Here is a 20,159-nt window from a genome sequence, read left to right as displayed (position 1 = left end):
GGATAATTCTTGTTATACAGCAGCCTACACGGAGAAATTAATATGACATCTCCAGAAACGGTTATATGGCTACAAGAACGCACCACTTTAGGAATTCTCTCGCCTGAAGTGTTAAATGCGATCGCACAATTAATTGAAGAACAAGTAGTGAGTGCCGAAACTGACTTAGTTAGCGAAGGCACTCCTCCAGAAGCCCTTTATATTCTCGTAGAAGGTCAACTCGAAAGCAATAGCACCAATCAAAGCAACCCAGCCTTAGCTTGTGGATTCCTTCCCGGAGCAGTGATTGAACTCAAAGAATTGCTGTTGGATGAATTAAGTCCATTCACAATTACTACGGTAACAGAATGTCATTTGTGGGTTGTACCTGCTGCTAAATTTCGGGAATTCGCCAGTCAATACCCCGAAATTGCTCAGGCTTTTTCCCGCCAATTGGTTCAAGAATTAGCTCAGGTGACATCTGCACTTGGCTATGAACAAGAACGTTCCGTAGCTTTGCGACCATATTTAGTCACCAAGGCACAACGGGGAATTGTCGGTACAAGTCGCTATGCTGTGCGGCTGCGGGAGCAAATTCGAGAAGCTGCGGCTGACCGCAAATCAGTGGATATTTTTGGAGAACCAGGATTAGAAAAAGACAATATAGCAGCCCTCATCCACTTTGGTTCTCCAAAACGGCGAGAACCAATTATTAAAGTAAATTGTGGTATTCTCCAAACTAGCGGTGCAGATTTATTCGGTCGCGCTGGCGGTAAACCAGGACTTTTGGAATGGTTGGGAGAAGGTACTCTAGTTCTCAACAACATCCAAGAATTGCCCGAAGAATTATTACCACCCGTGACGCAGTTGCTCAAAACTGGCACATATACCCCCATAACTCGTTCTGGAGATGCAGCCGCTCAACCTCGTCCCAGTAAAGCACGCATTCTGATTGTTTCAGAAAAAACTCAGCCGACAATTGAACGCTGTATTGGTCACATTATTAAAGTACCACCGCTACGGGTGCGGAAAGCTGATATTCAGGCACAGGTTGAATATTATACTAGTCTCGACATTCGGGCTAGAGGCGTTCCGAAACCGCATATTACCCCAGAAGCTCTGCGTCGCCTCCAGTCCTATGATTTTCCTGGGAACCTCAAGGAATTGAAAAATCTGGTAGAAAGAGCGATCGTGCAAGCGGAGGGTGCCAATGAATTAACAGAAGAAATTTTCTGGCCAGCCGAAACAAAGAAAAAACGATTTCGGGTGAATCTGTTAAATGCCTATCCTCCTTTGCGGCGGTTTTTACGTAGTCCCTGGTGGCCCGATCGCATTAACTATGGTTTTACTGCAACGGCTTTTGCGATTATTGTTGCAGTGTTATTTATTGGGCCACAAACCCGCGATCGCAATTTCGTATTAAATCTATTTTGGGCTTGGTGGTGGCCTTTCTTCTTATTTCTCTTTCCCTTTTTGGGTCGTGTGTGGTGTTCTGTTTGTCCCTTCATGATTTACGGGGAAATTACCCAAAAGCTCTCTCTCTGGCTATGGCCTCGAAAACTCAAGCGCTGGCCCAGACAGCAAGCTGAGAAATGGGGCGGATGGTTCATGTTTGGTTTGTTCTCCCTAATTTTCTTATGGGAAGAACTCTGGCATTTAGAAAATACTGCCTACCTGAGCGCTTGTTTGCTGCTATTAATTACCGCCGGGGCAATGATTTTCTCGGCTCTTTTTGAGCGGCGGTTCTGGTGTCGCTATCTCTGTCCTATCGGCGGGATGAATGGTTTATTTGCCAAACTCTCAATGACGGAACTCCGGGCACAGCAAGGTATATGTTCTGCCAGTTGCACCACGTATCAGTGTTATAAAGGTGGGCCGCAAAAGGGCGAAGGAATGGAAACCAATGGATGTCCTTTATATTCGCACCCAGCCCAGTTAGAAGATAACAGAGATTGCGTACTTTGCATGACTTGCCTCAAAGCCTGTCCCCATCGTTCCGTTGAGTTTAACTTGCGTCCCCCTGGTATAGAACTGTGGACAACTCATGTACCCCGCACCTATGAAGTAGCATTATTGTTTTTGCTGTTGGGTGGTATATATCTGCATCGCTTGCCAGAGTTGCTATCTTGGTTGGGGTTACAACTGGATTTAACTCAGTTTTGGCAGCACTTGGGATTATCGCTGCTAGTGTTAATTATCCCAGCGATTTTTACCTTTGCGGCTTATGGCTTGATTCAAGTCTTCAACTTTAACCGTAAGTCTCGATCGTTTGTAGAACTTGCTTATGGCTACCTACCATTGGTGTTGGGGGGAAACTTGGCTCACTATTTGCGTTTGGGCTTAGGCGAAGGTGGGCGGATTTTACCCGTGACTTTTGCGACTCTTGGTCTGAGTGGTGAACAATTGCCAATATTGGTTGCTCACCCGGCTGTGATTGCCTTTTTGCAAGGTGCAACGATAATTTTCTCAGTGTTGCTGACTATATTATTAACGCAAAAGATTGCAAAGCAACCAGTAAAATTGCTCATGCCGCAACATTTAGCAGCGATCGCTTTGGGAGTTAGTATGTGGGCGATTATCGTCTTTTGAGCTGATATATTTAGGACTTACGCAAAGGTAACGTATTTTCGTCAGATGTGGGATTTTATATTCATCCAACCCTAATCAATACAGTTCATTAACGTGTTTATTGAGCGGAGATCCCCCCAACCCCCCTTAAAAAGGGGGGCTAATTAATATCTCTTTTACCCCCTTTTTAAGGGGGTCGCCACAGGCGGGGGGATCTTATCCGAACGGTATTGCAACCCTACCTAATAGATGACAGGCTTTGTTCTGCTAATGGAAATTTTGGTTTTATATATGGGCAATCTAGATTTAAGAAACTTAGTAGAGAGTCATTCTTATGTCTACAGCCCGAATTAGTGCAACACTGACACAAACAGAGAGAGATGCTGTGTTGGAAGCAATTAGCACGATTAAAGAAAAGCTATCATTTTTGGTTGATTTGAGTTCCGACGATCGCAAGACTTTACCCAAGATGGGAGATAAGAGTCGGGCGTTTGTAAGCAAAGCGTTAGAGGTAGCGACGCAGAACCCAGAGTTTTTACCGCGATCGTTTGACTTGGAACAGATGCGGAAAGACGTGCAATTATTTGAAGCGTTGTATCCGGTGTTGTTATCGCTGACTCAGTTACAAGAGTTGGTAGATGATACAACTTTGGCGGTGGGTAGTGAAGCTTATGCAGCCGCGTTACAGGTATATAACTACGCTAAAGCTAGTGGACAGGGGGCGGGTTTGGATGCAATGGTTGTGGAAATGGGGCAACGGTTTGCTCGTAAAGCTGCAAAGGCCAAGTCTGAAAAGGCAGCGTTGTAGAAAATAGCTCGGCGTTCCGAGTTCAAAGGCTCAACGTCCGAGCTAAAAGCTCGGCGTTCCGAGTTCAAAGGCTCAACGTCCGAGTTAAAAGCTCGGCGTTCCGAGTTTAAAGGCTCAACGTCCGAGTTAAAAGCTCGGAGTTCCGAGTTCAGAGGCTCAACGTCCGAGTTAAAAGCTCGGCGTTCCGAGTTCAGAGGCTCAACATCCGAGTTAAAAGCTCGGAGTTCCGAGTTCAGACAATAGGGTTTGGTTAAGGTGCATAATCTCTAAAGATCCCCCTTAGTCCCCCTTAAAAAGGGGGAAATAGAGCAAGCAATTCTTAGCCCCCCAATTTATCGGGGGGTTGGGGGGATCAAGTCTTATCCGAACTATATTGCAAGTTCAGAAGCTCAACGTTTGAGTAAAAGGTCGAAGTTTGAGGTTCAGCGTCTGAAATTTGAGCTAAAGTCGTAATATTTCAGCAGTCGAAGCTAAGGAATTTAGTAGACGCTTGATATTTCAAGGTTTATTTACAGCAGATTGTGTATAAATACTGTGAAAGGGGCATCCTGAGAATTAGCCTCTAATTATAGAGCTTCCAGTATGGCAAGCAAAGAAATACACTGATGAATCCCTTAGAAACCTACCTCCAAGAACTGCGTGATATTCGGTCTACAGGTGCTGCCGTTAAAGAAAGCCCATTTGATATACGCTGGATTTATTGGGAACCTGAAACAAAACTTCTAGATGAAAAAAGAACAACTTATTTTTCACAAACTTTTGATACTAATTTGTGGATTTTATCTCAGCAAAAACCTAGACGTGAATGGTCGAAACCGCAAATAATCTGTAGTCTCGGATGTACAGATTTGATGGATCGAGGTGCAAGCTGCATACCATTATTTCTCAAACCTGATCCAAAAAAACTTGATTTGTTTTTTAATGATGAACGCAGATTAGAGACTGGTGTTAATTTAAACATCTCTGATGCTGCACTTGAGTATTTGAAAAGCATTGGTTCTGTTGCGGATGCAGAGCATCTTTTTTATCAGGTTTTCTCAATTCTCCATGCACCGAACTATCAAATTGAAAATGATGGGGCATTGCGACAAGACTGGGCAAGGATTCCACTACCTGAGAATCGAGAAACCCTAATTGCTTCAGCAGAACTAGGTCGTCGAGTAGCTGCTTTGCTAGATCCCGAAAATTCAGTTACAGGTGTCACTTCGGGAAAGATTCGTCCTGAACTACAACCAATAGCGACTCATATTCTGGAGGGCTATGGTTTAAAGGTTATCAGGTTTACAAATAGCCAAGTTTTAAATCAGTTTGATGGTGTGTGTGAGCAGATACAGGGTTTGATCCCCCCTAACCCCCCTTAAAAAGGGGGGGAAATTAAATCAGAACTCGAACATTTGGCTTCAGAGGTTAAAAAGTTGAGTTACAAGAAATATAGATTACTGGCACAAGGGTTAGACAATGAGTGAAATTCAAACCCAGTTACCGACAGATATATGGATTTGTGCTTCTTGGCAGAAGTATGAGCATGCGATCGCTAATTTGCTCAACGAGAAGGCAAAGAGTTACTACTATAAGGCAATACGCTTGGGTTAGTGATATTTATTGTTTGGAGATCCCCCCAACCCCCCTTAAAAAGGAAGGCTAAGAATGGCTCTATTTCCCCCTTTTTAAGGGGGATTAAGGGGGATCTTTAAGGACTATGCACCTTAACCAAACTGTATTAGGTTAGATCCAGAGCATTACAAGCCTTTATATCTACAAATTTCTTTAAACCCTCAAGTTTTACACTCAGAACTCGACAGTTGCATTTCAAAACCCGAAACTTCGACCTCAGAACTCCAACATCCGAGCAAAAAGCTCGGCGTTCCGAGTTCAAAGGCTCAACCTTCGAGTAAAAAGCTCGGACTTCCGAGTTCAAAGGCTCAACGTCCGAGTAAAAAGCTCGGCGTTCCGAGTTCAAAGGCTCAACGAACCACATTGGGTTGGGAGTTAGTATGTGGGCGATTATCGTCTTTTAAGCTTCACGTCTTCCACCAGGCGGTTTCTAATCGCCTGGCCCAGGTGCAAAATGTGAGTTAAGAACATTCTTCCCTACGAACGTGATACAAAATACTCATATGATTTATGATTTTTGACTCATAGTGTAAGGATTACAGATAATGCACGTTCTAAAAAGATCCATCAAACCAGCAACCTATATATCGTTTCTCCACATCTACCAAACTACTTGGGGGACTGCTGGCGATATTTGTTTAATCCGTGAATCTGTAGCTAATGATAGTACAGCGAAGTTTGTCGGTCATAAAATCGAGCTAGCAATTCCAAAAGGGTTAGAGCGCGATCGCATCGCCAACTGTCCGATAATTAAAGTTGCAGGTAATGTCGGCGACGGACATCCTAAAGAGCATCCGTTGGAATGGGAGGCTTATGAAGGTGTAGATCCAGAAATAGCTCTAGCGGCTCTCAAACCTTGGGGCTTCCAGTTAATTGAACTTTAATATGGGGATTTGACAAGCTAGGGCTCGCCTTCGTTCTTCTGAAACTATTTTTCCCCTAGCGCCATCAGACATTGGCTCAAATGGAAAAATTCATCTAATAGACATAGGAGTGAAATTAATTATGCGTTGCCCAAAATCCTTGGTAGGCATAATTCATAAATTGTACTACGTCATTTTCACTCCTACGTCTAATCTACTAAACCAGGTTTCTAAATCCGCGATCGCCTGAAAATCCAACAATGCTTCACCGAGATTCTCTAATTGTTCTAAAGAGAGAGTTTCAATACGGTCTAGGACTTCTTGGGGTAATTCTCCCACCCGTCGAGTCAGTTGACGGAGAATCAGCAATTGCCCTTCTGCCTTTCGTCCTTCTTCCCGTCCTCGCTGTTCTCCTAGTTGTTCCCCTTCTCTTAGAATTTCTTGATAAATCACTGACTCGCGCATCATACCCTCCCGAAATAATTGTCGAATCAAATCTTGATTGTATTTTAACCCCGCTAAGATTTGGGTGTAAGCGGAAATTTCTGGTCGTTGTCTTGGCTCAAGTTGATTAACTTTTCCCACAATTCGTTGCAACAAGGCTTGAGGTTGCGTGGTTGCGGTCAGTGGTGCTAAGGGTAACAAAGCTGGATCATTGAGGAATAGTTCGGGATTTTCTTCCCATAAGCGAATCACGCGATATTCGTGATGAGTAGTTTCGACACAGAAAACAGTTTCAATTACTGTTTCTGCTGCGGGGGGAAGTAATAATACGACAACTTGCGTTATCGGTAGACGATACAAACTGAATAATATTGTTGTAATTCTGGATAGCATCTATTACGCAGGTCAATCAGAATTTGCACAGTGGCGATTTTTGACATATTTTCTGGGTGGCGGCACTAATGAAGTCAAAACACTGCTCACATGGCTGGGTTTTCCTGACACTAAAACAATTCCTATTTCATTAAGCCACGATCGCGGTGATAAAACTCTCAAAATATTTGCCCAAGTCTGGGAACCAAGTCAAGATTTTGCACGATTGCGGGAAGACTTAGCAAAGCAAATTGCTGTAGTTGCGAGAAAAGTCTCTTGGCAACCGCAAGATATTGGTATTCTAGAAACTCACTACAACAACCTCAAAAAAGCCGGCTACACCGAAGCTGATTCGCTGGAATCAGTAATAGTTAACCTCAAGGGTTGGCAATGGTTTTTCAACGCCAGAACTATTATTTTGATTCATGCTGCCTTTTGGCTTGCCCTCATCTTTGCTTATCCCAAATTTCCCCAAGTTCAAGCCATCTTCTTCTGGAATCCTTGGGTTAGGCGCATCTTAGGCGTGGGCTACGTCGCCTTTCTCCTCGCCTGGATTCCCTTTTTCCGCCGCAAGTTATTTGAACCCTTCAAGCCTTCCCTACTAGCAGATGCTGGGTTAGATAATTTTAACCCCCAAACATACTTTCCAGAATCTAAGGTGAAAGTTCCCAGTGCCGAAGAACCCCAAGCAATTACCCAGGTGCTACCCAGCATCGCAGGGCAAATTGTTCTAGAAGGTGATTCTGGTTTGGGTAAGTCGATGTTTCTCCGCCATTTGGTGAAAACCTCACCGCGCATTGTGGTTTATTTACCCGCCCACAAGTGTGACAAAGGGGTAATTGAAGCAATTCAAGCCAATTCTCCAGAGGCACGGGTACGGATATTCAAGGTGTTGGTTTCCACTTCTTTCGCTCCCACCACTGCCATCACGGGTATTTTTTCTTTCTCTGCATTCCGAATCTGTTTACCCAAGCGATCGCAGGTCTTTTAAAATTTAAGTTGAATTTCTAAGCAACAGCAAATCCCGTATATTTTCTCACGTTAGGTTCGTGAAATCCTAAAACAATATCTTCTTTAGGGATACCGGCTTGAACGAGTTCATTCGCAATCCCATTTTCGGTATTATCAGACTGAATCCAAACTTTACTGTCAATTATTTCCACATGAATTAAACAGCTATGCAGGTGTTGTTTATCGTCCCAGCCCTCAGAAATAATTAGATATTGATCGTTTTCTGAGTCAAATGCCGCTCGATTACGGATATTAGCATTTGCATAGTAAATATTGAGATATACTCCAAGTGTCTTACGGATTACATTCCGGTAAAGCTCTAGTTTATCCATTTGGTAATCACCTCTTCTTGTGAGTCGAATACAATCAATTTTAGAGTATTGTCTTCTAATAAAATTTTGCCAATTTCTTCTGTAAAAATTTTGATAAATACTGTGTCACTAATTGCTAAATAAAGAATTAGTTTTGATTCAATTCTTAGGAGAATTTTTTCGTACAATATGTACTGACCAAGGGCATTTTTGAGGTCTTCTACTTCCGATATGCCGATAAAACTTTTTACTTCTACAGCAATCTTCTTTCCCGCTTTTTCTGCGGCTAACAGTTTCTCGGCTGCTAAATCAATAAATATATCCTTCTTACCAATTTTGAGGCTAAGGGGGTCATCCGTAATCTTCCATCCATCTTTGATGAGTGCATTTTTCACACAATCATGATAAATGTCTTTAGCTGGCATTAATTCTGATTTTTCAGTTAATTTTTGAGGCTGGGCATTACCCAGCCTACTGTTTGCTATTTGAAGTTAATCTGCGCTGGTGACATCGATCTGAAGGTTATCGAAGTTAGCGATCGCATCCTTCATCTTATCCACCACCTCATCTACGGGTATAACTCCCAATTCTCCAGAGGCACGGGTACGGATATTCAAGGTGTTAGTTTCCACTTCCTTAGCTCCCACCACAGCCATCACGGGTATTTTTTCTTTCTCTGCATTGCGAATCTGTTTACCCAAGCGATCGCCACTGGTATCAACTTCTGCACGGATGCCCAACGTTCTCATCTTCGCCACCACATCTTTAGCAAAATCTAGCTGTGTGTCACCCACTGGCAGTAATCTAGCTTGTACTGGCGCTAACCACAAAGGAAAATCGCCCGCATATTCTTCAATTAAGATCCCAATTAGCCGTTCCAGTGAACCAAAAGGCGCACGGTGAATCATCACCGGGCGTTTGCGAACCCCATCTTCGGCGACGTACTCCAAATCAAAGCGTTCAGGCAAATTGTAATCTACCTGCACAGTTCCTAATTGCCACTCCCGATCTAGGGCATCACTAAAGATAAAGTCAAGTTTTGGCCCATAAAAAGCCGCTTCTCCAATACCTTCAAAGTGTTCCATCCCCAAGGTTTCAACTGCGCGGCGAATCGCACCTTCGGCTTTGTCCCAAACTTCATCAGAACCGATGTACTTATCACTAGCAGGATCGCGGAAACTCAGCCTAGCTTTAAAGTTTTTCAGTTGCAGACTATTGAACACCGACAAAATCAAATCCACCACACTGAGGAATTCACTATCTAGCTGTTCTGGGGTAACGAACAAGTGAGAATCATCCACAGTAAAACCACGCACCCGCGTTAAACCGCCCAATTCTCCTGATTGTTCGTAGCGGTAAACAGTACCAAATTCCGCCAATCGCATCGGTAGTTCCCGATAAGAGCGTAACTCACTCTTATATATTTGGATATGAAAGGGGCAATTCATCGGCTTCAGAACAAAGCCCTGTTCCTGTGCAGCAGCTTCCTGATCGTCCGCCATTAAGGGGAACATATCTTCTTTATATTTCTGCCAATGTCCAGAGGTTTTAAATAAATCTACTCTGGCAATATGAGGTGTGACTACAGATAAATAACCCCGTTTTAATTGTTCTTGCTTGAGGAAGTCTTCTAAAGTACTTCGCAACAGAGTACCCTTTGGTGTCCACAAAGGTAAACCCGGCCCGACTAAATCAGAAAATATAAATAATCCCAGTTCCTTACCCAGTTTCCGATGATCTCGCCGCAACGCTTCTTCTTTGCGTCGCTTATATTCAGTGAGTTGTTCTGGGCTTTCCCAGGCGGTGGCGTAAATGCGTTGTAATTGGGCTTTAGTTTCATCCCCACGCCAATAAGCACCAGCGACGCTTTCTAGTTCAATTGCTTTGGGATTTAATTCACTGGTATTTTCCACATGAGGCCCCCCGCACAAATCCCACCATTCATTCCCCAGGTGGTAAATCGTGATTGGTTCCTCTTTGATATCTGCCAGAATTTCTAGCTTGTAAGGTTCATTAATTTGCTGAATCCGACGTTCGGCTTCTTCGCGGCTGACTTCTTCCCGACTTACTACCAGCTTGCGATTGATAATCTTCACCATCTCTTTCTTGATGGCTTTGAGATCATTTTCGCTAAATGCTTCTGGGCTGTCGAAGTCATAATAAAAACCATTTTCAATCCAAGGTCCGATTGTAACTTGTGCCTTGGGAAACAGCTTTTGTACTGCCATTGCCATTACATGGGAAGCAGTGTGGCGAATCTTTTTTAAGTTCTCCGATTCGCTGGTACGCGGTAAATAGATTTTTTCAACTTGTTCTGGCTGTTCTGACTGATTGGATGATTTTAGCGACATTGGCTGCTGAACCATTGGCGAAGTGATTACAAAAGGTGATTTATCTGAATCTGTAGGCTTATTTAACTATAACGGAATGGCACGCTTGTAAAGCCCAAAGGCTTGTGTCGCCTCGTTAAGAGCCTCTAGGCTGGGAATGTATTCTCATAGGCTCTGCCTCTGGTCAAGCTCCTGGAGGCGGCAGCCCTCCCAGAATCGGTTAAGAGCCTGGAGGCTCTTAACCGATTCTGGGCAAGGGCTATATCTTTTCTTAGTGCCATTCAACTATAACGACTTTGATTTTTGCCAGTTCGGGTTTATGTTCCCATTACTGAGATTAATTTTTAATCGGGGATAAAGATAAATTTTTGATTGCTTACCTGAGTGTCAAATTTAGGATTCGGTGCAATCGCTAAATTATCTTATGAATTGCAACTCGCTGTCATTTATACCTATAGACACCTCTCCAAAGGAACTATACAAACCTGATATCAAGACTATATAATAAATTGTGTGTTCTTTGTTACATTTTTTTACAATCTTGGGAATTATGAGAAAAATAAGAAAAATGTTAAGAAACATAAATAACGTTAATATTAGTAAGCAAGTTGGAAATATGCTTCTCATTTATGTCAGACTCAAACTTACCAGGGACTGAATTGCTGAAAACGGTTTTAGAACCCCTGCTTGAAGATTTTCAGCATTGGTTTAGGCGATCGCGCCATTTACTCGAAACTGAGCAACTATCATTTATGAGTGACCAAGAGCAATCTGCCCTGCTCTTGCGAGTTAAGCAAGCTCAGGATGAACTAAGCGTGGTGAAGATGCTGTTTGCTGCTACTAATAAACAAGTCGGGATTGAGATGGCAACATTAATGCCTTGGCATGAATTAGTAACAGAATGTTGGAATGTTGCAATGCGCTTTCGTCAAGGGCGTGAAGTCTAAGCAGCTGGAGCATCTGCTAAATTTCGGTAGACTACTTAGCGGTGTCTAATCACAAGCCGAGGAAGCATCTACGCAAGACGCTATATCAGTCGTTAAAGAGATAGTAGAAAATTCTTAACAATTTCTTAACATTATTTGGATTAACAAAATAATGTATCCTATGCTACCGTAAGTGGGATAACGGTTGACAAATAGCTTCATATAAAGGTAAGCGCCTTCATAGTGCGTCAAATGCTCGTCTTAACTGTGAATCATAGTATCGGCGAAGCAAAGCGTTACAAAATAAAGTTTTAAAAATTGCTGCCCTGGAGGAAAATCCAATGTTACACCTGCTTTACATTCTTGCTTTTACAATCCTTGCATTTATAGCTGTTGGCAACTTAATTCGTAACCTGATCATGTTCAGTTTTGATCGGGAGCGAACTTACCCGGCGAATTCCTCGCCAATGAATAATCAAGGTAACTATGGTTATTATTCATCAAAGAAACAGTTTGTACCCCATCCAGAGTTATTAGATAGCGCGGGAAACTTAATTAAAGAGCCACTTTTGGTAATGCGTTCGATTAACGTTGAAGATGCGCGTCAACATCTCGATGCACTTTACGAAGCATCTCCAGGACATAAAAGAGACAATTCAGAGGAAGCATAATGTAGAGACGCGATTAATCGCGTCTGTTAGCAGTTTGGGTGTAAATTATTGTTATTTTTACATCCTTAACCTTTTTTAGCAGAAATTTATTACGATCCTGAAATTTGAGGCGATCGCGTCGGTAGGTTGGTAAGTTAACATTGTGTTGTCCAGTTGACACATATTTAAGTATTTAGAACCCATCATTAGATACATCGCTCAGGACAATCCTGAAGCAGCCAGGAAAATTGGTCAGGTGTTATTAGAGAAAACGAAAGAACTCAGCCAATTTCCATTTAAGGGGCAAAAGGTTTCTGAATTTGATGAAGCCTAAATTCGCCAGTTAATCCTAAAGCCGTATCGCATTATTTATCGGGTTGAGGAAGACAAAAACAGGTGAGCATTGCAAGGTTCTGGCACGCATCAAGATTCAGCCCGGAATTGTAATTGTAAACTTTTACAACAAAACGTATTGACAACGTAAATACATCTTGCCTAGACTATGAGGTATGGATGTGTTTTTCGTGCTTAATGGTGTCACCTTCGTTTGAAACGAGGAGAAAGCTGGGATTAATCCCAGCAATCATGACGGCGTAACATTTCAGCAAGCCGTAGAAGCTTTCTTCGATCCGTTTCTAGTGGTAGTTGATGCCAGGCGCAATGATCAGGAGCGGGATGCTGTGATTGGCTTGGACAGACGCTGGAATCTTTTGTACGTCGTCTAGATTGAGCGTGAAAACGACATGATTCGGATCATCTCGGCTCGGAAAGCGACGCGCAAGGAACGTGAATACTATGAAAGCTGAAGTCTTAAAAAAGCGACTCGATAAAAATCGTCCAATGACGACAATCACAATTCGCATTCCCGAAGATGTGATTGAGGATTTGAAGCGAGTAGCACCATTGTTAGGGTTTTCTGGTTATCAGCCATTAGTTCGTGCTTACATCGGCCAAGGACTGCGAGATGATCTTGAGCGACTTGAGGGTGATACTGTTTCGACATTGATTGCGAGTCTGAAACGGCATGGTGTGAGTGATGAGATAATTCGTGAAGCACTCAGCGAAACTACTGGGGGGTAGTTTTCAATCCTCTGGTCGCAGTTAGGAGTTCAACAAGGCAAGGTTCTGGCACGCATCAAGATTCAGCCTTGAATTGTAACTGTAGGTTTTTACTAAGTCGGTCATCAATAGGGCTATGACATCAGTGTTAGCGTATATTCATTAAATTTACTAGTCAGTGCAAGATGCTTATGCTACCTTTGGAATTTTGTTTTCAAGTAGAAAAGGTACTGAAGTCAGTGATTGATGACTGTTATCCCTATGAATGGGATGAAGACCATATAACGCGAGACATACTCAAAGGCTTAAGAAAATCATTCAGAGATGTAACATTATTTGGCTATAGATATCAATTAAATATTAATTGGGAGGTTTACAAGTACACAGGAACACCAGAGCATCTATATGGGGATGTAGCAGTTTTAGTTAAAATCAGATTCCGTAACGGAGATTTATCGGAGGGAGTAGGCTTTCTTGAGGCTAAAAAGCGTTCAATTGATTCAAATAGATTTGATTCTCTTAAAAATACTCAGTTAGAAGATATTCTGTCTATTGCCCCTCAAGCATTTTTGCTTCTCTATGATTATGAAAATATTACTACATTTATAAATTCCATATCTTACTTAAATGATTTTGATGATTATGGCGAGAAATATCTTCAAGGGCTTGACAAACATGGGCACTTTCCACGTTTTTTATCTGAGACTTACTGCGTTGTAGCACCAGCAAATTTAATAACTAGCACTTCCCCTAAAACGACCTCTTTGTATAACCGCTCACTTCCATTGTCTTATCAGCTTTGTTATCGTTACTTATTTGGTTTTGATCTTGAATATGACTCTACAGCTATTGACATAGCCAAAGGCTATCCTCCGCAGAGGCGTTATCCGAGATATGTAATGGTTATCCGTGTAGGTCAGAATGTACCACCACCTGAACTAGACGAGCCATTAAACTCAGAGGTTCTGCAAATTTTAGAGGAGTAGCTCTTAATAGTTAGCGGCATGACAACCCTAGTGTGCAGACGGCTAACTAAAGCTGCTGGCGTTGTTGTAAAGATTAGTGACAACCGCTCAACTTTCTTATTACAGGGTAGGACGATCGCACTAAGCATAAAATAGGGAGTGCTAAACTCCCTACTCCCTACTCCCTACTCCCTACTCCCTACTCCCTACTCCCTTCCTAAGCTTCAATAACTACCCGCAAATTACCCCGTTTTTTCGCAACGCGACAAGCAGTGGTACTACCAGAACGCTCGAATTCCAAATCGAGGATGGTGGGGCCGACTCGCAAATTATGAAAAGACAGGCGATTAATCGATTCTGGCAAAGCGGGGTCGATTATTCGCAAGCAGTTATTTTGAGCGTCAGGCACCAAGTTCACCATCATTTGCAGTAATTGGAAAATACTACCAGTAGCCCAAGCTTGGGGAGTGCAGGCAACTGGATACTGCACCGGGGCATTATCACCGTTCCGTTCGTAGCCGCAGAAAAGTTCTGGAGGACGTTGATAGGGTTGCTGGTCAGTCATGTCGAATAAACCTTGGAATATTTCCAGGGCTTGATCGATTAGCCCCAGCGATCGCAATCCCATTGCAATCAGAGCGTTATCATGGGGCCAAACCGAACCAGTGTGATAGCCCATTGGATTGTAAGCGGGTGACAAACTACTCAGAGTCCGAACGCCCCAACCATTAAACATATCTGGTGCCCGCAAGCGTTCTGCCACACTATAGGCTCTTTCGGGTGTGAATAGACCCAAATTCAGACAATGACCGGGATTTGAGGTAATACTGTCTACTGGCTTGCCATCTCCATCCAAAGCTAAAGCGCAGAAATCCTGGTCTTCTACCCAAAAATCTCGATTAAAACGAACCTTAAGACTTCTGGCCTCTTCTTGCCAACGATCTGCCAAATCAAGCCGCTTCTTCATCCTAGCTATTTCTGCTAGGCGCGTTTTTGCAGAATAGACGTAAGCTTGCACCTCACACAGGGCAATTGGGCCGTTGGCTAATTCTCCCTTGTGATCTACGATACAGTCGCCAGAATCTTTCCAACCTTGGTTAACCAGACCGCGTTTCGATTTACGGAAATAACTGAGGTAGCTGGTTTGTTGGCTATTGCGATCGATCCACTCCATTGCTGCTAAAGCATTCGGCCAAAGTTGCTCTAGGAGTTCTTGATCGTGAGTCCAAGCATAATGTTCGGCATAGAGCATCAGCCACAGGGGAGTCGCATCAACAGTACCGTAGTAAGGTGTATGGGGAATTTCTTGACAACGAGCCATTTCTCCCAAACGTAACTCGTGCAAAATCTTACCCGGTTCTTCTTCGCGCCATTCGTCGTCGATTTTACCTTGGTATGTCGCCAGTAATAGCAGGGTTTCTTTGGCGATTTGCGAATTTAACATCAGGGTTTGAGAAGCTGTAACCAGCGAATCTCGCCCAAATAGTGTCGAAAACCACGGCACTCCGGCGGAAACAGTCTTATACTTCCCAAAAGATTGGCGCAACAAATACATATCTTGTTCAGCCCGCTCAATCACTCGATTGAAGGTATTCTTATCTGAGCTAATGCGTGTAATTTGTTGTACCCAGTTTTGCTCCTCCATCAACTCAGCAGCTTTCGCCTGTCCTAAAGTGAAAGCGGCGCTCACAGTTGAACTGGATTGGTTGTTTCTCAACATATTCACTCGGTAGCCCAGCTTTTGAGTTTCGTGAGAAGCCAACTCTAGCTGCCAAACCGCAGTGTAACCCTTGAAAGAGTCTGGTTGCCGATGTTGAAATAGAATCCGGGATTCCATCACCGAGCCATCCAGACCTTGATAGGCGAGTGTTAAGGATTCTTCCCTAGATGCGGATGGCTCTTTAGGTACAGCCGTAACGCCATCGACGAGAGAAAATGTTCCTTCCTCAGCCGTCAGTTCTACTAGGCGTAAAAGCCGACCTCGCTTTTCTCTGTCATAGCCCCGGACTTCAAATAAATCAACAAAATCTGCATCAAAGCTGATGCTTAGTTCAAAACTGACGGTTGTTGTGCTGTAGTTAGATACTTCTATTTCTTCAAATAATGCCCCATTCAGCACGATTTCCCGGCGAATTCCGATAGTGTCGGCTTTCAGGCGTTCGTCAATTCTGGGGTTGGTACACAAAGCTGAGAGTGAAAACCCTTTTTGGGCAGTACTACTGAGGAGTACAGGCGATCGCCCTTCAATTTGCAACTCCAAGCGATTCAGAAATCTCGTATCACAACAAAACAGTCCCATGCTGGGATTGCCATCGTTGAGGGAACAGCCAGAAATGTTCCCGATAGTATCTGTCACGAAAAATAAATCATCATCTTTAACCGTCAGTGTCGGTTGTGGTCTTTCACTCACAACACAAGGCCACTCCGGGATCGGTAATTGTTCGGCAGGAATAAAAGTTTTTCCATCCAGGAAAATTTTTTCCGGGGTCATTAGCGTATCCGGTGTCATTAGCCAAAGTTCCGTGTACAGGTCTATATTTTTGTTGCTGACAAAATAGCAGCGCTCAAATCCATATAAGCAAATATTGATAAATATAAATTTATATTTTATAAGTCTAAAGTCAAGACTGAAAACTAAGTATTTTGAGATAATTTATTAGTCATAGAACTTTCAGAGAGACACAGTATACTCAGCAAAAATGCGAAATTCACAATTTTTGTTGGGCATAGAGAGCATTTGTTCTCTACTATTATACGGTTTTGTTTTAAATATCTTTGGTATTTGATTAGACAAATTTATGAGAATTAATTAATTAATTGATTAAATTTAATCACTAATTATGGATTAAATAATGTAATAATAATTATTTTTGGGTAATAAAATTTATTTAGTGAGCATAAATCAACGTCGGCAAAGTAGGCGATGTCTACGATGGTCACTGAGCGCGGCCGTTGTGCGGGCTACGCCAACGCGTGGACTATCAATTAACAATCAGTGTTGATTAGGGAAATAGAATTTAAAATTATACAAAAGTTCCTGTCTGAGTACTTATCTCGGAAAGATTTTATCAATGCAAGCAAAAGCATAAGTTGGTCGAGATGTATATTGGGCGTAGTTTGAAATGCACGTAGTAGACCCTCATGGCTAAAATAGTGCATTAGACGTAGACGTAGGTTGGGTGGAGCGGAGCGCAACCCAACATATTATTATATATATCCCAACATATATCACGATGTTGGGTTACGCAAAGGCTCCACCCAACAAAGCAATTTTTTTGCAACATTTTAGCGTAGACAGTCCACTACAACACTACCGAGATTTTTTCAGAAATCAAATATGATTCCTATAGTTGGTAACAAAGTGTTGCGCCTGTTTTGGCGAAAAGCGCTTTTTAGCATTCTTTACATATTGCAACTGTCTATTTAACTTGAGAGTCCCTTGGAATTTGTACAATGCAGCTGTGACGTGGATCTTTTCGAGGTTGAGCGTTTAACAATAATTCATGAGCATTTCGACTTTTGTGCTGAGTGATCTGCTAAAGTCCCTACCCTACTTGCGGCCCCAGCTATATTTTAAGGCTTCACTAACGGCGCTCTCCCACGCGATGGAAGATCAAGTTTTGGCTGCGACTTTAGCCCAACCCCTTGTAATTGCTAGTTTTCAGCGAGAGCGATTCTACCGCCAAGAAGCTCATCGCTACCAGCGACTTGCCTTGCGAAGTAATCAAGTATACGTATTATCTGCTCCAGAAACGGATTTCACTAACAGTTCGGAACACTACGAAAAGGTGGCTTTTGAGCCAAAGGATGGCTTGAGTCAAGAGTGGCATTTGGTAGTGATTGCTGATAATTATGCGACTTGTCTGGTTTGCCGGGAAAACCTTAGTTCTATTGCCAAAAACAAGCAACTACCGGAAATAAGCCATAATCTGGATATCGACACAGCACGAAGATTTGAGGGAATTTGGACATCGGAAAGGGGAGTTAGCCTGAAAGCCGCCGAATTGCTGTTAGACAGGATTTTGGTTTACAGACCAGAACTGGCAAGTAAAATTGAGGAGGCACGTCAGAGGTTTGGCATCGGGCAGCCGAGAAGCTCCTCTGGAGCCGAACAGGTTAACGAATATGCTTGTGACATCGATACAGATCCCTTTGTGCAGCGCTTAGTAACTTATTTGCAAGCTAGCCAGTACAAATTGCACAAAGCCTATCGTTCAATTGCTGCCCAAGCACGAAAAGAACGATTAGTCAACTCTATTAGCACTGCCATTCGGCGATCGCTCGATCCTCACGAAGTTCTCCAGGTGGCGGCGCAAGAATTAGGACAACACCTAGAAGCTTGTCGCTGTTTAATTTACCGCGCTCAAGCCTCAGATAGCCAAGCCATAATTGAACACGAGTTTTTGACTCCCGGTATTTTATCTGTTTGGGGGCAAACCTGGGAGTTAGAGAAAAATTCCCTATTTCGGGACATAGTGGAAGAAGGCGAAGGGGTTTGTGTAAGCGATACGCTCAGTGACCCTCGCGTTACCAATTCGCCAGGACTTTCCTTAATTGCCAAAAAGTTTGCCATTCGTTCTTGGCTGATGGAACCAGTGTTCTATCAGGGGCGATTATTGGGCATTGTCGAGTTGCACTATTGCCGGATGCCACCGCACGAGTGCCAAGTTGGGGAATTGGATTTGGTAAAAGCGATCGCAACCCAAGTGGGAGCAGCTCTCATCCAGGCGGAAGCTTACGCCAACCTAGAAGAACTTAACCAGCAACTAGAAGCCCTAGACCGCACCCGCAGCAACCTCATAGCCATTACCGGACATGAACTGCGTACCCCCCTATCTACAATTCAAGTGTGCCTAGAAAGTCTCGCTAGTGAGCCGGATATGCCCTTAGAGTTGCAGCAGATCATGCTCAACACTGCTCTTTCCGACTCAGAGCGGATGCGAAAATTAGTACAAGATTTCCTGACGCTTTCTAATTTGGAAAGCGGTCGGGTGCAATGGCATCCAGAATCCCTCACTTTCCAAGAGTGTGTGGATTTAGCACTCAGCCGAAATCGCCCGCGCTCCTCAACGGAAAAGCCGCCCCAAATCAAAACTCAAATTGCCCAAAACCTACCTCTGGTAAGAGCTGACGGTGATTGGCTAGTAGAGGTACTGGCAAAACTCATGGACAATGCTTATAAATTTACGCCACCCGAAGGAGAAATCACCATTAAAGCGATTCAGAACAGCCGTCAAATGGTCGAGGTGACTGTGGCTGACACTGGACGCGGCATTGAACCGAATCGTTTAGAAGTAGTTTTTGACCGATTCTATCAAGAAGAGGGAGCGCTACGCCGCACCACTGGCGGGACTGGACTTGGTTTAGCAATTTGCCGTCAAATTGTTAATGGCTGGGGTGGGGAAATTTGGGCAGAGTCAACTGGTAAAGACCAGGGTAGTCAGTTTCACTTCACCATCCCGATTGTTCAGAGTAGCTACGAGGAAAAGCGGACAAAAGTCAAGAGTAAATAGGCATTGGGCACTTGTACTGAGCGAAGCCGAAGTATTGAGCATTGGGCATGGGGCATGGGGTATTAGTTTTTAACAAATGACAAAGGATAAAGGACAAATGACTAAAAACTGTTACAGTCTATGACGCGATCGCAATATAATCCTGGTTGCGGTGTTAGGATTCCCTAAAAACGTTGAGAGAAAATCACTTATGGCAGAAACACTCTCTGGACAAACCCCGCTATTTGCTGGCAGCACTGGTGGCTTGCTAAACAAAGCAGAAGTGGAAGAAAAGTACGCTATCACTTGGACTAGCCCGAAAGAGCAAGTATTTGAATTGCCTACAGGTGGTGCTGCTACTATGCGGAAAGGTGAAAACCTGCTGTATATAGCTCGTAAAGAATATGGCATCGCTTTGGGCGGTCAACAACTCCGGAAACTCAAAATTACAGATTACAAAGTTTACCGGATTTTACCCAACGGAGAAACTACTTTACTTCACCCAGCTGATGGTGTCTTCCCTGAGAAGGTGAATGAAGGTCGTGGAAAAGTCGGTTATGTCCCACGCGGCATTGGGCAAAACCCCAATCCATCACAACTCAAGTTCAGTGGTAAAGCTACCAACGAGCCATAGGGACTAGGGGCTGGGGACTGGGGAGTAAGAATTTTAGATTTTAGATTTTGAATTTTAGATTGAAGTTTAATCCAAAATCGTCAATCCAAAATCCAAAATTCAATTGCCCCATGCCCCATGCCCAATGCCCCAT

At 43.3% G+C, this 20,159-nt stretch carries 17 protein-coding genes and 4 pseudogenes; 14 read left to right on the top strand and 7 right to left on the bottom strand.

Going from position 1 to position 20,159, the window contains the following annotated elements; all coding sequences use genetic code 11:
* The first annotated feature begins 42 nt into the window (after positions 1 to 42).
* The 5 genes from V7K27_RS01500 to V7K27_RS01480 all read left to right on the top strand — a co-directional run bounded on the left by V7K27_RS01500 (position 43) and on the right by V7K27_RS01480 (position 5,853).
* Positions 43 to 2,568: a cyclic nucleotide-binding domain-containing protein gene (locus V7K27_RS01500; protein WP_334943622.1), complete on the top strand. Its 2,526-nt coding sequence runs from the start codon at positions 43 to 45 to the stop codon at positions 2,566 to 2,568.
* Between the two features lie 313 nt (positions 2,569 to 2,881).
* Complete coding sequence (locus tag V7K27_RS01495) at positions 2,882 to 3,355, top strand: hypothetical protein (protein ID WP_334943620.1); 474 nt, start codon at positions 2,882 to 2,884, stop codon at positions 3,353 to 3,355.
* A 605-nt stretch (positions 3,356 to 3,960) separates the two neighbouring features.
* Entirely contained in the window at positions 3,961 to 4,716 is a 756-nt protein-coding gene (locus V7K27_RS01490; protein ID WP_334943618.1) for a type ISP restriction/modification enzyme, read from the top strand.
* Positions 4,717 to 4,813: 97 nt separating this feature from the next.
* Positions 4,814 to 4,948 (top strand): hypothetical protein, encoded by a 135-nt coding sequence (locus tag V7K27_RS01485; RefSeq protein WP_334943616.1) that lies wholly within the window; start codon positions 4,814 to 4,816, stop codon positions 4,946 to 4,948.
* A 566-nt stretch (positions 4,949 to 5,514) separates the two neighbouring features.
* Positions 5,515 to 5,853 carry a hypothetical protein gene (locus tag V7K27_RS01480; RefSeq protein ID WP_334781207.1) on the top strand — a complete coding sequence of 113 codons (339 nt, stop codon included), beginning with the start codon at positions 5,515 to 5,517 and terminating at the stop codon, positions 5,851 to 5,853.
* A gap of 165 nt (positions 5,854 to 6,018) precedes the next feature.
* Here V7K27_RS01480 and V7K27_RS01475 read toward each other — a convergent pair.
* Positions 6,019 to 6,645: pseudogene (locus tag V7K27_RS01475) on the bottom strand (Rpn family recombination-promoting nuclease/putative transposase); the annotation flags it as partial.
* On the opposite strand from V7K27_RS01475, the pseudogene V7K27_RS01470 reads away from it, so the two are divergent.
* Positions 6,638 to 7,501, top strand: a pseudogene (locus V7K27_RS01470) (HEAT repeat domain-containing protein); the annotation flags it as partial. The pseudogenes V7K27_RS01475 and V7K27_RS01470 sit on opposite strands and share 8 nt — an antisense overlap.
* 2 nt (positions 7,502 to 7,503) lie before the next feature.
* On the opposite strand, the pseudogene V7K27_RS36355 reads toward V7K27_RS01470, so the two are convergent.
* The 4 genes and pseudogenes from V7K27_RS36355 to thrS all read right to left on the bottom strand — a co-directional run.
* Positions 7,504 to 7,626, bottom strand: a pseudogene (locus V7K27_RS36355) (His/Gly/Thr/Pro-type tRNA ligase C-terminal domain-containing protein); the annotation flags it as partial.
* Positions 7,627 to 7,655: 29 nt separating this feature from the next.
* Positions 7,656 to 7,991 (bottom strand): XisI protein, encoded by a 336-nt coding sequence (locus V7K27_RS01460; RefSeq protein ID WP_334943613.1) that lies wholly within the window; start codon positions 7,989 to 7,991, stop codon positions 7,656 to 7,658.
* Positions 7,979 to 8,395, bottom strand: coding sequence for a XisH family protein (locus tag V7K27_RS01455; protein WP_334943611.1), 417 nt, complete (start codon positions 8,393 to 8,395; stop codon positions 7,979 to 7,981). The genes V7K27_RS01460 and V7K27_RS01455 overlap by 13 nt, the downstream gene beginning before the upstream one ends.
* A gap of 66 nt (positions 8,396 to 8,461) precedes the next feature.
* On the bottom strand, positions 8,462 to 10,336 hold the full coding sequence (gene thrS / locus V7K27_RS01450) for a threonine--tRNA ligase (protein WP_334943609.1): 1,875 nt from the start codon (positions 10,334 to 10,336) through the stop codon (positions 8,462 to 8,464).
* A gap of 593 nt (positions 10,337 to 10,929) precedes the next feature.
* Here thrS and V7K27_RS01445 point away from each other — a divergent pair.
* Both V7K27_RS01445 and V7K27_RS01440 read left to right on the top strand, forming a co-directional pair.
* Complete coding sequence (locus V7K27_RS01445) at positions 10,930 to 11,247, top strand: DUF2605 domain-containing protein (RefSeq protein WP_334943607.1); 318 nt, start codon at positions 10,930 to 10,932, stop codon at positions 11,245 to 11,247.
* 320 nt (positions 11,248 to 11,567) lie between these two features.
* The gene (locus V7K27_RS01440) at positions 11,568 to 11,897 is read left to right on the top strand and encodes a DUF2973 domain-containing protein (protein ID WP_334943605.1); all 330 of its coding nucleotides are present in this window, start codon (positions 11,568 to 11,570) and stop codon (positions 11,895 to 11,897) included.
* A gap of 13 nt (positions 11,898 to 11,910) precedes the next feature.
* Here the strand turns inward: V7K27_RS01440 and V7K27_RS01435 are convergent, their stop codons facing one another.
* The gene (locus V7K27_RS01435) at positions 11,911 to 12,057 is read right to left on the bottom strand and encodes a hypothetical protein (RefSeq protein WP_334943603.1); all 147 of its coding nucleotides are present in this window, start codon (positions 12,055 to 12,057) and stop codon (positions 11,911 to 11,913) included.
* Here V7K27_RS01435 and V7K27_RS36350 point away from each other — a divergent pair, their 5' ends adjacent.
* The 4 genes and pseudogenes from V7K27_RS36350 (at position 12,058) to V7K27_RS01420 (ending at position 13,921) form a co-directional block, all read left to right on the top strand.
* Positions 12,058 to 12,210, top strand: a complete 153-nt coding sequence (locus V7K27_RS36350) for a type II toxin-antitoxin system RelE/ParE family toxin (RefSeq protein WP_442947581.1) — start codon at positions 12,058 to 12,060, stop codon at positions 12,208 to 12,210. It abuts the gene before it with no gap.
* 229 nt (positions 12,211 to 12,439) lie between these two features.
* Positions 12,440 to 12,601: pseudogene (locus V7K27_RS01430) on the top strand (BrnT family toxin); the annotation flags it as partial.
* A 70-nt stretch (positions 12,602 to 12,671) separates the two neighbouring features.
* Positions 12,672 to 12,956, top strand: a complete 285-nt coding sequence (locus V7K27_RS01425) for a hypothetical protein (RefSeq protein ID WP_334943601.1) — start codon at positions 12,672 to 12,674, stop codon at positions 12,954 to 12,956.
* A 164-nt stretch (positions 12,957 to 13,120) separates the two neighbouring features.
* The gene (locus V7K27_RS01420; protein WP_334943599.1) at positions 13,121 to 13,921 is read left to right on the top strand and encodes a hypothetical protein; all 801 of its coding nucleotides are present in this window, start codon (positions 13,121 to 13,123) and stop codon (positions 13,919 to 13,921) included.
* A gap of 196 nt (positions 13,922 to 14,117) precedes the next feature.
* On the opposite strand, the gene V7K27_RS01415 is transcribed toward V7K27_RS01420, so the two are convergent.
* Positions 14,118 to 16,409: an amylo-alpha-1,6-glucosidase gene (locus V7K27_RS01415; RefSeq protein ID WP_334943597.1), complete on the bottom strand. Its 2,292-nt coding sequence runs from the start codon at positions 16,407 to 16,409 to the stop codon at positions 14,118 to 14,120.
* 994 nt (positions 16,410 to 17,403) lie between these two features.
* On the opposite strand from V7K27_RS01415, the gene V7K27_RS01410 reads away from it, so the two are divergent.
* Both V7K27_RS01410 and V7K27_RS01405 read left to right on the top strand, forming a co-directional pair.
* Positions 17,404 to 19,413, top strand: a complete 2,010-nt coding sequence (locus tag V7K27_RS01410) for a DICT sensory domain-containing protein (RefSeq protein ID WP_334943595.1) — start codon at positions 17,404 to 17,406, stop codon at positions 19,411 to 19,413.
* Between the two features lie 190 nt (positions 19,414 to 19,603).
* A complete protein-coding gene (locus V7K27_RS01405) occupies positions 19,604 to 20,026 on the top strand; it encodes a photosystem I reaction center subunit II PsaD (RefSeq protein ID WP_334943593.1) in 423 nt (140 codons plus the stop codon).
* Positions 20,027 to 20,159: the final 133 nt, after the last annotated feature.

Origin of the sequence: Nostoc sp. (assembly GCF_036919575.1) — a bacterium.
GTDB lineage: Bacteria > Cyanobacteriota > Cyanobacteriia > Cyanobacteriales > Nostocaceae > Nostoc.
This window is presented reverse-complemented; position numbering and strand designations above follow the sequence as displayed.